This is a genomic window from Sphingomonas vulcanisoli, from assembly GCF_011761305.1.
Taxonomy (GTDB): domain Bacteria; phylum Pseudomonadota; class Alphaproteobacteria; order Sphingomonadales; family Sphingomonadaceae; genus Sphingomonas_I; species Sphingomonas_I vulcanisoli.
Genome location: NZ_JAAOZC010000005.1, coordinates 50667 through 66136 on the forward strand (window position 1 = coordinate 50667; position 15470 = coordinate 66136).

The following is a 15470-nucleotide window of genomic DNA, read 5'->3' on the forward strand; positions in this document are numbered from 1 at the left end:
GGATGCAGCATCATGGTTGAGATCGTAGAGGTCGCGCCACGCGACGGGCTGCAGAATGAGAGCGTCTTGTTCTCGGTCGCCCAGAAGGCGGCGCTGATCGATCATGCAGTGGCGGCGGGCGCGCGGCGGATCGAAGTGGCCAGCTTCGTCCGCGCCGACCGGGTGCCGCAGATGGCCGACACGGAAGCAGTGATCGCGGTGCTCGATTTGCCGGCCAACGTCGTCACGATCGGGCTGGTGCTGAACAAGAAGGGCGCGTTTCGGGCCTTGGCGACGACGGTCCAGGAAGTCGGCACGGTGGCGGTGGCATCGGACACGTTCGCCCAGCGTAACCAAGGGCAAACATCGCAGGAATCGGCCGACATGGCGGCCGAGGTCATCCAGTTCGTCCGCAGCGAGGGACGGCGCGCGCAGGCGACGATTGGCGCGGCTTTCGGCTGCCCGTTCGAAGGCGCGGTCCCGCACGATCGGGTTGTCGCGCTCGCCGAACGGATCGCCGCCGCCGGGCCAACCGAAATCGCTCTTGCCGATACCATCGGCGTCGCCGTGCCCGAAGACGTCGGCACCTTGATCGAGCGCGTTCGCGCAGCGACCGGGTTGCCGGTGCGTATCCACCTGCACAATACGCGCGGGACGGGCATCGCAAATGCGTGGGCGGCTGTACAGGCGGGAGTCTCTACGATCGATGCCTCGCTCGGCGGCATCGGCGGATGTCCGTTCGCCCCGGCCGCGACGGGCAATATCGCGACCGAGGATCTTATCTATCTGCTCGACCGCTCGGGGATCGAGCATGGCTATGACCTGGGCAAAACCATCGATGCGGCACGCTGGCTGACACATGAGATGGGGCGCCCCCTACCCGGCGCGGTCAGCCGCGCCGGTGGTTTCCCAACAGGCACAGCAGCATGAACGAAAATCCAGGCGCCTTATCCGACATTCGCGTGATCGAGCTGGGCCAGCTCATCGCCGGGCCTTTTTGCGGACAGTTGCTCGGCGACATGGGCGCCGACGTCATCAAGGTGGAGCCGCCCGGCAAGGGCGATCCGATGCGCGACTGGGGCCATGGCGACGCGAAGCTCTGGTGGGAAGTGGTGGCGCGCAACAAGCGTTCGGTTTCGGCCAATTTGCGGGTAGCGGAGGGGCAGGAGATCGTCCGCAAGCTTATCACGCACGCCGACATCCTGATCGAGAATTTCAAGCCCGGCACGATGGAGAAATGGGGCTTGGGCCCCGACGCGCTTCACGCCATCAACCCGCGCCTCATCATCGTCCGGGTGTCCGGCTATGGCCAGACAGGCCCCTATGCTTCGCGCGCCGGATTTGGCGGCATCGGAGAAGCGATGGGCGGGTGGCGCGCGATCGTCGGCGATCCGGATCGGGCGCCGTCGCGCATGGGAGTCTCGATCGGAGACTCGCTTGCCGCCACCTATGGCTGCCTTGGCGCGCTTGCGGCGCTTCACGCGCGAGAACGCACCGGCAAGGGCCAGGTCGTCGACTCGGCGCTGTATGAAGCCGTGTTGCAGGTCATGGAAAGCCTGGTGCCCGAGTTCATGATCGGTGGGCATGTGCGCAAGCGCACCGGATCGGTGCTCGAAGGTGTCGCCCCATCGAATGTCTATCCGTGCAGTGACGGCGAATATCTGATCGGCGCCAATCAGGATGCGGTGTTCGCCCGGCTCGCGCAGGCGATGGGCCGGCCCGAGCTCGCGACCGACGAACGATATGCCACCCATCTGGCGCGCGGACGCCATCAGGCTGAGCTCGACGCCCTGATCGGCGACTGGACGCAGACGCTGACGGTTGAAGCGCTCGAGGCATTGATGATCGAGCACAGCGTGCCCGCGGGCCGTATCTATGGCGCCGCCGACATGCTCGCCGATCCCCAATTTGCCGCCCGGGAGGCGCTGGTCGAGGTCGACAGCCCGCGCTGGGGCAAGTTCAAGATGCAGAATGCCGTGCCCAAGCTGTCCGAAACCCCCAGCGCGATCCGTTCACTCGCCCCGGCGAGCGTCGGCCAGGACAATGCCGCCGTTTATGGCAGCCTGCTGGGAATGGATGCGGCTGAGCTCGACCGGCTGCGTGCGTCCGGCGCAATCTGACGCCAGATTTGAGGAATAATTATTGATGGCCAATCCGATCCTTCGCGAGAAGCTCGCCCGCGGCGAATTCATTGCCGCACCCGGCATTCAAGACATGATCACCGCGGTTGTCGCCAACAAGGTCGGCTTCGATATCGTCTATGGCTCGGGCTATTGGCTCACCGCTTCAGCCAGCGGATTGCCCGATGCCGGCATTGCGACCTTCACGCAGATGCTCGACCGCATGGCGACGCTGGTCAAGACCTCCAACGCCGCGGTGATCGCCGATGGCGATACCGGTTATGGCGGCCTGCTCAATGTCCATCATACCGTGCGCGGCTATGAGGAAGCGGGCGTCACCGCCATCCAGCTCGAGGATCAGGAATTTCCCAAGAAGTGCGGGCACACGCCGTACCGCCGCGTCATTCCGCTTGAGGATATGGTCGATAAGATCAAGGTTGCGGTGGATGCGCGGCGTGACGATAATTTCCTGATCATCGCCCGCACCGACGCCCGGCAGGGCGAGGGGTTCGAGAGATCGCTGGCGCGCGCCAAAGCCTATGGCGAGGCCGGCGCGGATATCCTGTTTGTCGAAGCGCTGGAGAGCGAAGAGGAGATGCGCCGCGCCAATGACGCGCTCACCCTGCCGACGATGGCGAATATGGCGACCGGCGGTCTGACGCCGATCCTCAGCACCGCCAGGCTCGCTGAGCTTGGCTTCTCCGTCGCGATCTTCCCCGCGCTGACCAGTCTGATCGCGGCAAAAGCGATGGAGGGCGCGCTGCGCACGCTCAAAGAAACCGGCGACGGCAACCCGGGAGATGTGTTCGACTTCAAGGAATTCTGTGGGCTGATCGGGTTCCAGGAAGTGTGGGACTTCGAGAAGAAGTGGGGCCAGGACGGGGCGCGATGACCGAGATCACCGCCGCTGTCCTGTCCGCCTCGGGCGAGGCCAGCGTGCCCTATGCGGACTCGGCGCCACTGGCGCTCAAGACGCTGACGCTCGATCCGCCCCGCCCGGGCGAATTGCTCGTGCGGATCGATGCCGCTGGCATCTGCCATTCCGATCTTTCGGTGATCAACGGCGATCGGCCCCGCCCGATGCCGATGGCGCTGGGGCACGAGGCCGCGGCGACCGTGCTCGCAACCGGCGATGCCGATGACGCGCAGTTCGGGGTCGGCGATCAGGTGGTGCTGGTCTTCCTGCCGGCGTGCGGTGAATGTGTCGCCTGTGCGAGCGGGCGGGGCTATCTGTGCCCCAACGCCGCCGCTGCCAACGGCGAAGGCCGGTTGATGCGCGGCGGACGGCGCCTGCATGACGGATCGTGCGACGTCCACCACCACCTCGGTGTTTCGGCATTTGCCAACCATGCAGTGGTGGACCGGCGATCGGCGGTGAAGATCGATCGCGATATTCCGGCGGAGACGGCGGCTTTGTTCGGCTGCGCGGTGCTGACCGGGGTCGGAGCGGTGATGAACACCGCGGCGGTTCGGCCCGGCGAGAGCGTATTGATCTATGGCCTCGGCGGTGTCGGGTTGGCGGCGTTGCTCGGCGCGCTGGCGGCGGGCGCTCAGCCGGTGACGGCAGTTGATCCGTCGCCCGAAAAGCGGGCGCTGGCGCTCGAATTGGGTGCCGCGCGCGCGGTCGCGCCCGAAGAGGCGAGTGACCTGTCCAAGGCCGAAGTGGTGATCGAAACGGTCGGCAAAGCCGCGGTGCTGGCACAAGCCTACGCCGCAGCGGCGCGAGGCGGCCGCATCATAACCGTCGGCCTGCCCAACCCCGGCGAGATGCTGAGCATCCCGGCACTGTCGCTCGTCGCGGAAGGCAAGACGCTGGCGGGCAGCTATATGGGCTCGTCGATCCCCTCGCGGGATATTCCGCGCTATGTCGCCCTGTGGCGTGCGGGGCGGCTTCCTGTCGAGCGGCTGCTCACATCAATCAGCCCGCTCAGCGAGATCAACGGGCTGATGGATCGTCTGGCGACTGGCGCGGCAATTCGGCAAGTCGTGGTGCCATAAAGACGACTGACGCTCGTTTATCTGACTGTCGGATAATTATTGCCGTTTTTGGACAAATTGCTTACCGTCCGGGGAACCGGAGGTTGCAAGGTTGGAAAAAGGCGTACCGATCCGCTCCATCACCCGCTCGATCGCGGCATTGAAGGCGATCAACCGAAGCGGATCACTCTCGATGATGGAAATCTCGAAGGCGGCCGAGGTCCCTTATCCCACGGCCTGTCGGATCGTCCAGACGCTGCTGTATGAGGGCCTGATCGAGCAGGAGCCGTCGCGCAAGCGCTACCGGCCGACGGCCATGGTCCAGACGCTCAGCCACGGTTTCCAGCATGACGATCGGCTGGTCAGCGTCGCCAGGCCCCACATTCTGGCGCTGACCACGCGGGTCGGCTGGCCGGTGTCGATCGCGATCCGCGTGGGGCGCAACATGATGCTTCGCGACAGCACGCACGCCAACACCTCGCTGACATTCGAACAATATTATCCGGGCTTCACGCTGCCGATCCTCGACAGCGCATCGGGCAAGCTCTCGATGGCGTTCGCGCCGGACGAGGATCGTCTGATGATCCTGCGCTGGATGCGCGTCAGCCAGGAAATCGATCTCGACTATCTTGCCACGGCCGAGGCCAGTCTCGATGTCGATAAGATCCGGCAGCAGGGCTATGCGGTACAGGGGCGCAATCACTTCAATCTCACGCCGGGCAAGACGTCCTCGATCGCCGTGCCGATCTTCCTCAACGGCCTGTTCGAAGCGGCCATGACGATGGTCTTCTTCGTCAGCGCCATGAAGCTGGAAGCCGCGCTGGAGAATTATCTCGGCGACCTGAAAGACACCGCAGCGCGCATTTCGGATGGATTGAGCGGGACCGCCATCAACGCATCATAGCCGCGCGGTCACCGCCTTGGTCTCGAGATAGGCGTCGATTCCTTCGCGGCCGAATTCGCGGCCCCAGCCCGATTGGCCATAGCCGCCGAATGGAATGTTGGTGCCGACCGCGCCGTGCGTGTTGATCGAGACATGGCCCGAACGAATGCGCGTAGCGAGTTTGTGCGCGGCCGACAGGCTGGTCGTCCAGACGCTGCCCGACAGACCGAACGGCGAATCGTTGGCAAGCCGGGCAATGGCATCGAGATCGTCGGTCGTCAGCCGCTGGACGGTCATCACCGGGCCGAAAATCTCTTCACGAACGATGCTCATATCGGGCGTCGCATCGGTGAAGATCGTCGGCGGAATGAAGTTGCCCGGTCGATCGAGCCGCACGCCGCCGGTTACGAGCGACGCGCCGGCAGCGCGGCCGGCATCGATATAGCCCATCACCTTGGCGGCCTGCGCGTCGGAAATGATCGGGCCCTGTGTTGTCGCCGGATCCAGCCCATGCCCGAGCGTCAGCCCTCGCGCGAATGCCGCCAGTCCTTCGACCAGCCTGTCATGGATCGCGTCGGCGGCGAAGATCCGCGTGCCGGCCATGCAATTCTGGCCCTGCAGGAAGAAGGTCGCCATCGCGACACCCGGGATGGCGCGATCGAGATCGGCATCAGCCAGCACGACCACCGCCGACTTGCCGCCGAGCTCGAGGCTGACCTTCTTGAGGTTGCCCGTCGCCGCCTGGACGATGCGCCGGCCTGTCGCGGTCGATCCGGTGAAGCTGATCTTGTCCACGTCCGGATGCTCGGCCAGCCGGGCGCCGGCGGCGGCACCATAGCCGTTGACGATGTTGACGACCCCGGGCGGAAAACCGCTGTCGAGCAGCAATTGCCCCATCAGCAGCGCGGACAGCGGCGTCTCTTCCGAGGGTTTGACCACGATCGTGCAGCCTGCCGCCAGTGCCGGCGCGGCCTTGAGGAGGAAGGTCGAGAAGGGAACGTTCCACGGCACGATAAGCCCGGCGACACCGACCGGCTCGCGCAGCGTATAGGTTAGCGCCTCGCCCTCCGCTGAAACATGGCGCGGCGGAGCGGTGGTCGTACCCTCGATGCGGAGGATCGCGCCCGCATAATAATCGACCATCTCGACAGCGTTGGCGACGGTCAATTCGGCGATGAAGCGCGGCATGCCGTTGTCGAGAATGTCCAACTCGGCGAGCAGACCGCCATTGGCTTCGATCGCGCGGGCAAAGCGGTGCAGCAGCGCGGTGCGTTCCGCGGCGGTCAGCCGGGACCATGGCCCATCGAACGCGCGGCGCGCGGCAGCGACCGCGCGATCGATCTCATCCGCGCCGCCGATCGCGACCTCGCAAAGCGGCAGTCCGGTCGCGGGGTCGCGCGTCGTGAGCACATCCGATCCATCGACCCAGGCGCCGTCGATCAACAGGCGGTGGGACTGGGCCAGAAACGCCCGCGTCTCGGGCAGGATGTCGTGGCCATCGAACGCCGGGATCATACCGGCACGGTCCTGCCATCATAGTCGAACAGGCCGAGCGATTCCTCGTCGCGCATCTCGCCCAGCCCGAACAAGGCGGTCTCCGCACGCTGCATCCGATCGGCGTTGGCGTTGGATTCGGCCTGGATGAAGCTCGCCCGCTCCTTGCGCGCGCCGACATAGCGCGAGAAGCCTTCCGCTACCGAAGGCGATGCCTCGAGCGCCCGCGCGAGCACCACCGCATCCTCGATCGCGCACGCCGCGCCTTGCCCGAGGAACGGCGTCATCGCGTGCGCCGCATCGCCCAGCAAGGCGACATTGCCGTCAATCGTCCAATCGGGCAGCGCCTGGCGGGCGTTGATCGCCCATTTGAACAGCGGGCCCTGCCCTGCGGCCTCGATCATCCGCTGCACCTCGTCGCACCAGCCGGCGAAGGTCTCGCGCAAGTCCTGCACCGTCGCCGGGATCTGCCAACCGTCCTCGGTCCAGCCATCCTGTCGCGCGAAGAACACCATGTTGAGCAAAGTGCCGCCCCGCACCGGATAGCGCGTTACCATCCGCCCGGGACCGATATGGATGCCCGGCGGATCGATCAGGTCGGCGAGCGCTGCATCGACCGGCGCCAGCCCCCGCCATGCGACATGGCCGGTAAACTGCGCCGCTACCGCTTCGAAGCGGCGGCGGACGACCGATTTCAGCCCATCGGCGCCGATGATCGCGTCACCCTCGATCCGGTGTCCGTCATGCAGAATCGCTGCCGTTCCCTCCGTGGCGACGACGGCGGCGTCGGTCATCAACCGGACGCCGGCGCGCTCCGCCGCATCAACGAGGATCGCATGAAGGTCGGCGCGGTGGATCGTCACATAAGGCGCGCCATATTTCTCCCGCGCGCTCTTGCGCTCGATCGGCACCAACGTGCGCCCGTCCTGCCAATGCTGGACGCGCTGGCGCGTCGGCTCGACCCCGGCGCGCGCGACGGCCTCGCACACGCCGATATGGTCCAGGCCCTTCATCGCATTGGGAGACAAAGTGACCCCCGCCCCGATATCGCCGAAGGCCGGAGCCGCCTCCAGCAACGTGGTCGCGAAGCCTGCCTGCGCCAGCGCGACGGCGGCGGTCATCCCGCCGATGCCGCCGCCGACAACGGTGACTCGCTCGGTGCGGCTCATCCCAGTTGGTTGGGGATGTGGCTTTCGTGGTTGGCAAGATACCAGTCGGCAATCTCTTCGCGCGTCGCCCACCACACACCCGGCAGCGATTGCGCATGCTGAATGAACTCGCGGATCGCGCGGATACGGTGCGCGCGGCCCGAGACGTGCGGGTGCATACCGACATTCATGATCCGCCCGGTGGTCGCGCCTTCCTCGTACAGCACGTCCAGTTCTTCGATCAGCGCCTGCGCGAACTGATCGGTGGTGAAGTTCTTACGGGTAATGAAGGTGAAGTCGTTGATCTCGTTGGAATATGGCACCGATACGATCGGCCCGTGCGGCGTGCGCAGCAGATAGGGCTGATCGTCGTTCATGATGTCGCAGTAAAAGGTGCAGCCATATTCGGCGAGGATGTCCGCGGTTTGCAGCGTGCTCCGCAGCGAGGATGACAGCCAGCCCTTCGACTTGCGCCCGGTATATTTCTCGAACTGGTCGAACGTGCGTAGCACGATCTCGCGCTCTTTCGCCGGATCGCCGGCGAAATCGGTGAGCAGCTCGCCCTGCTCCCAATTGTGGGTCAGCAACTCCCAGCCGCGCTCCAGCACCACATCGGTCATCGCCTTCCGGCGCTCGAAGGTGACGGCGTTGGTGGTGCAGCTCGCCTTTGCGCCAAGGCTGTCGAACAGCTCGATCAGCCGCCAGATACCGACCCGCTGGCCATATTCGCGCCAGCTATAATTGGGGAAATCCGGCACGTTGCCAGGCAGGATATCGGGAAGGATGGCCGGGCCGCCGGCATAATAAGGCTTGGTCGTGTCCTTGGTCAGATCCCAGGTTTCCAGGTTGAATGTCAGGATCAGCGCGACGCGCGCGCCGTTCGGCCACTTGAGCGGCTGACGGGCAGGAAGCGGAATGTAATCGTAATCCATCAGATGCTCTCAATATTTGCTCAGCAGCGTGCCGAAGCCATCCATTTGATCCGTGATGCCCATTGTCCGGAGGGCATGCCAGTAGGTCGCGGTGTTGATCGCGATCACCGGCTTCTCGAGCCAGAATTCGGCGATCGCCGCGACCTCGGCAAAGGCGAGGTTGGTGCCCGCCTGAATGATCGCGTCGACACCTTCGCTCACCGCGATCGCGGCATCCTTGAGCACTTTCTTGGATTCATGCGCGATCAGCATCGGCGATGGTGATTTGAGGCCGACCAGGTTGACCACCTCATACCCCTGGTCCTCGAAGAACTTCTGCACGTTGCGGTCGCCGACCGGCATATAGGGCGTGATGATGCCGATTTTGCGGATCGGTTTGCCGTGCTGCTCATAGGCTTTGATCGCGGCATCGACCGCGGTCGATCCCATGATGACGGGAACGCCGCCGGTGCGCTCCACCATCTTCTTGTGCAGGCGTTCGGCGCCTTCGGCCCCGTCCCAAAACGTTTCCGCCGACATGCCCATGATCACGCAGCCGGGCTCCATCGACATGGAGACGTCAACCGCGTCAAAAGTCGCGTCGCGGATCGATTGCAGCATCACCATGAAGCTGTCGTCGTCCGTCACCTTCGTATCTGGAATGGCGATGCGCGAGAAATGATTGGTCACGCCACGCGGCTGCATCGCTGCATATTCGGGCTCAACGCTGGTGTTGGTCGAAGGCGCGACCACGGCGAACTTCATGCGAGGCCCAAGCGAATCTACCATGTGCTGCTCCTCAAGCGATTTCGGCTTCCTGGGCCATGCTCTCGTACATGGATTGCCGCAGCAGGTATCCGCGGCGGCGCTCGGGATCGTTGGCGATTTCGGCCATGCGCCGCTCGGCATCGCTGGCGCCGTCGGCATCGCGGGCTTCCATCGCCTTCTTGTTTTCGATGGTCTGCGTCTGGACGAAGCTTTTGGCGATCGTTCGCCGTTGGCGATCATATTGATCCAGCAACGTATCCGCCGGGGCACCCTCCTGCAGGATAGACCGCAACTTGGTCGTCAGGTTCCAGACGTCGTGGATACCGGAGTTCATCCCGAACCCGCCGAGTGGATTGTTGAGGTGCGCGGCATCGCCCGCCAGCAGCACGCGCCCATGCCGGAAGCGGTCCACGACGCGCTGATGCACCCGGTATAGCGTGCGATGATTGGTCTCCACCGCGGCGCCGTTGCCGGTCAGCCGATCGAAAACCGCGTCCTTGTTGGCGTCGGAAAGCAAAGTCGCGTCGGAGACCTCATTTTCGGTCGGCACGAGCACGCGCCAGAATTCCGGTACGCGGAGCAAAACACACCACTCATCGGCATCGGACACATAGTTGACGCTCGCCAACCCGCTGAAATGCTGCTCGACCGGGTAGCGGGTTGAGAGAGTCAGGAAGCGCTCTGGATACGTGAAGCCTTCGAATTTCGCTCCCGTCCACTTGCGGATGATGGATCCGGCGCCATCGGCGGCAATCAAATAGTCGGCGCGGATGTGCTCGATCGCGGTCGGCGTCTCGACATGCGCGGTCACGCCGTCGGCGTCCTGATCATAACCAACCACCCGATGCTGGAACAGCACGCGCCCGGCCGGGAGCGCATCGAGCTTGGCGGTGAGGAGCCGGGTAATCTTGAACTGCTCGCACTGGAGCCGATAGGGATGCGCGGAGATGTCGCTCAACTCGCCCATGTCGAAGGCAATGACGTCGTCGGTCTGGCGGTTGCGATAGTGATAGGCAGGCGCGCGCAAGCCCACCGATTCCAGTTCATCGAGCACGCCGATTTCCTCGAGCATGTCGAGCGTGGGCGGATGCAGCGTCGATGCGCGCATATCCTCGGGCGGGTAGGCAAGCGCTTCGACGAGCACCGTGTCGATCCCCGCCAGCGCCAGTCGATACGCCGCCACGGCTCCCGCCGGTCCGCCGCCCGCGACTAGGACGCGTGTTTTAATCATTACAATGCGTCTTTCCCCGGCCGGCGGGGGAAATTCCCGCCGGGTTTACAGGCCTGACCGACCCTTGGACGAAAGTTATCAGCCAGGGGCGGCGCCGCCGGATGAGCGAAGAATCTGTTCGTCAGACGGGCAAATTGCGCATCGCGCCCGGTTCGGTGCCCACAGGAAAAGCGCGCGAACGCGATGCGCTTTCACCGTGCGGAGAAAGGCGCCGATCCGCGCGGTCGTTCAGGGGCAAGGGCGCGCCGTGACTGCAGAACGGATTGCGGGTCGGCCGCGCAGCAGGCGCGGCATCCCCAAACTCAATCCTAAGATTGCCGATCATGCTCAATGCGCTGGCGGCTACAACGCGGTCCGCGCTGCGCCGCATTAGGCCCTCATGCCCAACAGCACATCCACAACACTAGCGAAACGTCTTCAAGGCTAAAGTGTTGGCGCAGCGTACGTGTCGTTCCTAGATGTACCAGATGTTTTCCTCGCTCTTCCGCAAAGCTGCCCAGGCCGAGCCCGAGGCGCCACCGGCGATCCCGCCGGGGGAGCGGGTTTATGCCGTTGGGGATATTCACGGCCGCGCCGATCTTTTCGATGATCTGCTCGCGCGGATCGCCGCCGATGCCGAAACACGCGGGACCATGCCCACCACCTTGATTCTGCTCGGCGATCTCATCGATCGCGGACCGGATTCGGCAGGCGTCGTCCAGCGCGCGATCGCGCTATCAGCCGAGGGAACCCGCTTCCATGTGATTATGGGCAATCACGAGGAAGTCTTTTTGGCAGCTCTCGCCGGCGATGAAGCCGCTCTATCCCTGTTCGAGCGGATCGGCGGCGTCCAGACGATGCGCAGCTATGGGCTGGAGCGCGAAGTGTTCGAAACGCTGGTCGGAGAGCGTTTGGTCGCGCGCCTCAACCAAGCTGTACCGCCCGCGCACCTCGAATTCCTCGCGCGGATGGAAGATCGCGTTCAGATCGGCGATTATCTCTTCGTCCATGCCGGCATCCGCCCCGGTGTGCCGATCGATGAGCAGGATCCCACCGAACTGCGCTGGATCCGCAAGCCATTCCTCGAACATGTCGGCTATCATGGCCTGATGATCGTCCACGGCCACAGCATCAGCTACGAGCCGGAATTGCGCGCCAATCGGCTCGGCATCGATACCGGCGCCTATCAGACCAATCGGCTGACCGCGCTGGGGCTGGAGGGCACTGAGCACTGGCTGCTCCACACCGACGTCAGCGCATCAGGCTGAGCCACCGCTCCGGCAGTTCGTCCGCGGCGATGTCGATCGACTCGCCGGGCGCGCCAGCCAATTGCCATAGCCAGTAATCGGTACGGCCATCAGCAGCGCCCGGCGCCAGGAACGGCCCGGAAAGGCTGGGATGGTGATCGCCATAAAAGCCGAGCCAGCCCTGCCCGGCTTGCTCCAAGCCCGCGCGGAGCACTGCCATCGCCCCGTCCGCCGCCTCGACGTGACGAAGCCAGCGCCCAATCTGGACCGCATCGGGCAGATCGCCCCAGGCAGCAGGCAGCAACGCCGGCGGCCGGCCGTCGTGCATCGCATCCCAAGGCCCGTGATTCTCAATCGAGATGACGAAGACGAAAAGGTCCGGTCCATCCTTCGCAACCAGATCAGCGACGAAGCGCGCCAGCGTCATATCGGTGACATAGCCGCCGTCTGTTTCGGCATCGCGAAACGCCTCCAGCCCGATGAAACGATCGAAACCGAGGCCCGGCATCACCTTGTCACGCGCGTAGAAATTGAGGTCGTAGGGATGGACGCAAACGGTGTGATAGCCCGCTGCGCGCGCCTGTGCGGCAATCGACGGCAGCGGCGCCCGCGCAAAGGCGTCATAAGGATTGAAGCGGTCGAGCCCCAGATCCTCAGGCCCAATTCCCGCCAGTGCGGCGAGTTCGGTGCGGATCGTGTTGGCGCCGTAGGCGGGCACCTCCAGCAAGCCGCGTTGCCGCGCCTCCGCGCTCAGCCGCGCAATGTTCGGCAGACGATCGGAGAGATCGGGCGAAAGCCGCCGCACATCGACGAAGCTTTCGGCCTGCCAGAGGATGATCGGCCCCTGGCCGGCACGCAGCGAAGGTAACCCCCGCGCAATCACTGCCGCCCGGCGCGCGGGGCGCTCGGCCCGCGCGATGGTTGCGTGCATGATGACCGTGGCGAGCAGGCCAAAGCGACCGATATCAACTTCCGGATCGCGACTCGGCGCCCAGCTTTCGTAGCGGCGCCGGAGCGGCTGCAACAGCGGTGGCCGTGACGGCAGCACGAATGCGAGGCGGCCAAGAATCGCAGCCAGTATGATCCGAATGAGCGTGCCCCAAGTCGTGACAGCCCATAGCGGTGGCTCCGCCCATGCCAGCGCTAGCACCAGCGCCACGATCAGCCCTGCGCCCACCACCATGAAACCGGTGCCGATAAAAGCCAGATAGAAGCGCGGATGGCGGATCACCTCGAACAGTTCGGAGCGATCGGCAAACACCACGGGTTCTCTCAGGATCAGCCGCTTCATCGTATCCGCCAGTCCCAGCCCGAAGCCGAGCGCGGCGATCCCGATCCCGGCGAGAATCGGCCGCCCTGTGCCGAACAGGAACAGGCCGAACCCCGTTGCTATCGGACAAATGTCGAGCAGCAGCACGCCGATCGACGGCGCACGGCCCGCGCTTACCATCCGACGCAGCCCGATCCAGGTCGCGATGGCAAGAAAGAGGCCGAGGCCGAGACGGAGCAAAGCCCCGCTCAGCGCCCGGGCTCGATGTGGAAGTGGAAATTGCGCATGATCTTGTCGCCCCATGCGGCGGGCATCAGATCGGCCGCCTGCTGGCCAAGCGCGAGCAGACGCGGATAGGTGATACGCTTCGCCTTGCGATCGACGCCGGCGCGGATCACGCTGACCATCTTGTCGAGGCTGACAATGAACGGGGTCGGCCCCTTCCAGCGATCGGTCATCGGCGTATCGAAGAAGCCGGGAACCACCACCGTCACCGAAATGCCCTTGGGCGTGAGCAGCGCGCGGAGCCCCTCGCCGTAGGCGCGAACGCCCGCCTTGCTCGCGCTATAGGCCGGGCTGTAGGCCAGCCCGCGCAGCGCCGCCGAAGACGCGATCGTCGCGATCCGGCCCGCCTTCCGCGCGATCAGCCGCGGAAGCAGCGGTTCGATCGTGTTGATGGTGCCGAGCAGATTGGCGCGAACCTGCATCGTCGCGAGTTCGAGCCCCTCGGGCTCACCCTCCACCGTGGTGCCCGCCGAAACACCTGCGCAGGGCAATAGGATATCGAAGGGCGCGATGGCATCCTGCTCCAGCAGCCAGGCACCTAACGGCGCGGCTTCGGCGACATCGAACAGACCAGTAACGACCTCGGCACCTTGCGTACGACAGGCCGCCGCCGTTGCCTCCAGCCGCTGCGCATCGCGGGCCGTCAGCGCCAGCCGCACGCCGGGCGCGGCATAGCTTTTCGCCAACCCGGCGCCGAGCCCGCTCGATGCGCCGGTCACAAGGATACTGGCGGTGTAGGTCATCCCCTGGCGGGCGCGGCCCGGCCGATGGCGGTGCGGATCTCGGGCTTGGCGGCGGTGGCGCGCACTTGCACCGCGCCCGGCGCAGCCGCCTCGATCCTTGCTGCGGATCCCGAGACAAGCATTTCCAGACCTTCGTCGCTGAAATAGCCACCGTGAACAAGGCAGCGGTCGATCAGCACGCGGCGAAACGCATCGAACACTTCGGTTTCGGGCGGCTGGGGTGAAGCCCAGAAACGGCTCAGCGGGCCGCTGTGCGTAATCCGCGGCACGTCATAAACGGCGTGGCCCAAGACGATCGTCGGCACGCCGTGCCGCAGCGATAGCGTTCCGGTGGTGCTATTGACGGTGACCAGACCGGCCGCCCCCCGCACGATTTGATCGATATCGCCCTCTTCGACGTAGGGCACGCGATCGGCGATGCCGCGCCGCGCCGCGCCGTCGCGGATGCGATCGCCCCAATCGATCAGCCCATTGTCCAGCGGATGTCCCTTGACCAGCAACAGCACGTCTTCGGGCGCATGTGCTGCAAAACTGTCGAGCACTTCGTCGATCGCAGGCTGGATGCCCCCATAGTGGGAGTGGACGCGGATCTGCGAATCATCGTCGAGCTGCAGCGGAAAAATGAAGTAGCGCTTGCCGCTCGCCTGGACCCGATCGAGCACAGCCCGCGACCGTAACGCCGCGCCCTTCGCGCCAATCAGCCGTCGTATCCAGCCGGCATATTCGGTGACGATACTCCACGGCCGATGCGTCTTATAGCCGGGAAACAAAGGCCGCAGCGCTATCGCCGACAGATTGTAGATGACGTCTTCGCGCGCGCGGCGACCGAAGGAGGAGGGCACGCCGGGAAATTCGGGGAGAGGTGGTAGGCTCCTCGCCGCCTGCAGATAGGCGTCCGGATCGCGCCACAGGCTGCTGTGGCCGTTCACGCCACCGCGCTCCACCGTTACGAAATCCGGCCTGATATAGCCTTCCTCGAAGACGTGAATTTGCAGCCCGGCATTTTTGGCAATGCCGATCGCTACCTTATGCAGCGGCCGGCAATCGCCGAACAGCACGAGATCGGTGATGCCGCGCGCCTGAATGAAGCGCGAAAAGAAGGACGGCCAGCGATCGAGATTGCCGCGATAATCGGTGGCGTGGCCCTGCCGCCAATAAACGCGGTCTCCGCCGTTGAAATTGATACGGTGAACGGCATGGCCATGCTCCGCCAGGCGGCGACCCAGAAGCGAGAAAAATGGACCCGCCAGACCTTGCAAAAACAGGAATCGGCGCTGTTCGCCGTCACCTGCGCTTCCCGGCCTGGTATCTTGCCCACCCATTATTCGGTCCTTTGGCACGCGACGCAGCACGGCGACAAGCTACAACCCAGTTGCTAATTATGCCCGCCTTTCGCAAGTGCGGCAAGTTGCTGACAGGAAGGCGCTTTTTTCTC

Annotated in this window: 14 protein-coding genes; 6 read left to right on the top strand and 8 right to left on the bottom strand. The window is 64.7% G+C overall.

Annotated features, from left to right (window positions below; all coding sequences use genetic code 11):
• Positions 1-12: 12 nt before the first annotated feature.
• The 5 genes from FHS31_RS10790 to FHS31_RS10810 all read left to right on the top strand — a co-directional run bounded on the left by FHS31_RS10790 (position 13) and on the right by FHS31_RS10810 (position 4980).
• The gene (locus tag FHS31_RS10790) at positions 13-909 is read left to right on the top strand and encodes a hydroxymethylglutaryl-CoA lyase (RefSeq protein WP_167073413.1); all 897 of its coding nucleotides are present in this window, start codon (positions 13-15) and stop codon (positions 907-909) included.
• Entirely contained in the window at positions 906-2099 is a 1194-nt protein-coding gene (locus tag FHS31_RS10795; protein ID WP_167073414.1) for a CaiB/BaiF CoA transferase family protein, read from the top strand. The genes FHS31_RS10790 and FHS31_RS10795 overlap by 4 nt, the downstream gene beginning before the upstream one ends.
• Before the next feature lie 25 nt (positions 2100-2124).
• On the top strand, positions 2125-2991 hold the full coding sequence (locus FHS31_RS10800; protein ID WP_167073415.1) for an isocitrate lyase/PEP mutase family protein: 867 nt from the start codon (positions 2125-2127) through the stop codon (positions 2989-2991).
• Entirely contained in the window at positions 2988-4097 is a 1110-nt protein-coding gene (locus FHS31_RS10805; RefSeq protein WP_167073416.1) for a zinc-binding dehydrogenase, read from the top strand. The genes FHS31_RS10800 and FHS31_RS10805 overlap by 4 nt, the downstream gene beginning before the upstream one ends.
• 172 nt (positions 4098-4269) lie before the next feature.
• On the top strand, positions 4270-4980 hold the full coding sequence (locus FHS31_RS10810) for an IclR family transcriptional regulator domain-containing protein (protein WP_243843415.1): 711 nt from the start codon (positions 4270-4272) through the stop codon (positions 4978-4980).
• Here FHS31_RS10810 and FHS31_RS10815 read toward each other — a convergent pair.
• The 5 genes from FHS31_RS10815 to FHS31_RS10835 are packed head-to-tail and all read right to left on the bottom strand — an operon-like array spanning position 4975 to position 10511.
• Positions 4975-6474, bottom strand: coding sequence for an aldehyde dehydrogenase family protein (locus FHS31_RS10815; protein WP_167073418.1), 1500 nt, complete (start codon positions 6472-6474; stop codon positions 4975-4977). The two genes, FHS31_RS10810 and FHS31_RS10815, sit on opposite strands and share 6 nt — an antisense overlap.
• Entirely contained in the window at positions 6471-7622 is a 1152-nt protein-coding gene (locus FHS31_RS10820) for an FAD-dependent monooxygenase (RefSeq protein ID WP_167073419.1), read from the bottom strand. Before FHS31_RS10820 ends, FHS31_RS10815 begins: the two co-directional genes overlap by 4 nt.
• Positions 7619-8533 (bottom strand): polysaccharide deacetylase family protein, encoded by a 915-nt coding sequence (locus FHS31_RS10825; RefSeq protein ID WP_167073420.1) that lies wholly within the window; start codon positions 8531-8533, stop codon positions 7619-7621. The genes FHS31_RS10820 and FHS31_RS10825 overlap by 4 nt, the downstream gene beginning before the upstream one ends.
• Positions 8534-8542: 9 nt before the next feature.
• Positions 8543-9301 (bottom strand): maleate cis-trans isomerase family protein, encoded by a 759-nt coding sequence (locus FHS31_RS10830; RefSeq protein WP_167073421.1) that lies wholly within the window; start codon positions 9299-9301, stop codon positions 8543-8545.
• Between the two features lie 10 nt (positions 9302-9311).
• Positions 9312-10511 carry an FAD-dependent oxidoreductase gene (locus FHS31_RS10835; protein WP_167073422.1) on the bottom strand — a complete coding sequence of 400 codons (1200 nt, stop codon included), beginning with the start codon at positions 10509-10511 and terminating at the stop codon, positions 9312-9314.
• 467 nt (positions 10512-10978) lie between these two features.
• Between FHS31_RS10835 and FHS31_RS10840 the strand changes: the two genes are divergently transcribed.
• Positions 10979-11758: a metallophosphoesterase family protein gene (locus FHS31_RS10840; RefSeq protein WP_167073423.1), complete on the top strand. Its 780-nt coding sequence runs from the start codon at positions 10979-10981 to the stop codon at positions 11756-11758.
• Here FHS31_RS10840 and FHS31_RS10845 read toward each other — a convergent pair.
• Genes FHS31_RS10845 through FHS31_RS10855 form a run of 3 tightly spaced genes read right to left on the bottom strand, consistent with a single transcriptional unit; the run spans position 11742 to position 15357 of the window.
• On the bottom strand, positions 11742-13247 hold the full coding sequence (locus FHS31_RS10845) for an LTA synthase family protein (protein ID WP_167073424.1): 1506 nt from the start codon (positions 13245-13247) through the stop codon (positions 11742-11744). The two genes, FHS31_RS10840 and FHS31_RS10845, sit on opposite strands and share 17 nt — an antisense overlap.
• Before the next feature lie 8 nt (positions 13248-13255).
• Positions 13256-14035: an SDR family NAD(P)-dependent oxidoreductase gene (locus FHS31_RS10850; protein ID WP_167073425.1), complete on the bottom strand. Its 780-nt coding sequence runs from the start codon at positions 14033-14035 to the stop codon at positions 13256-13258.
• Entirely contained in the window at positions 14032-15357 is a 1326-nt protein-coding gene (locus tag FHS31_RS10855; protein WP_167073426.1) for a capsule biosynthesis protein, read from the bottom strand. Before FHS31_RS10855 ends, FHS31_RS10850 begins: the two co-directional genes overlap by 4 nt.
• Positions 15358-15470 lie beyond the last annotated feature (113 nt).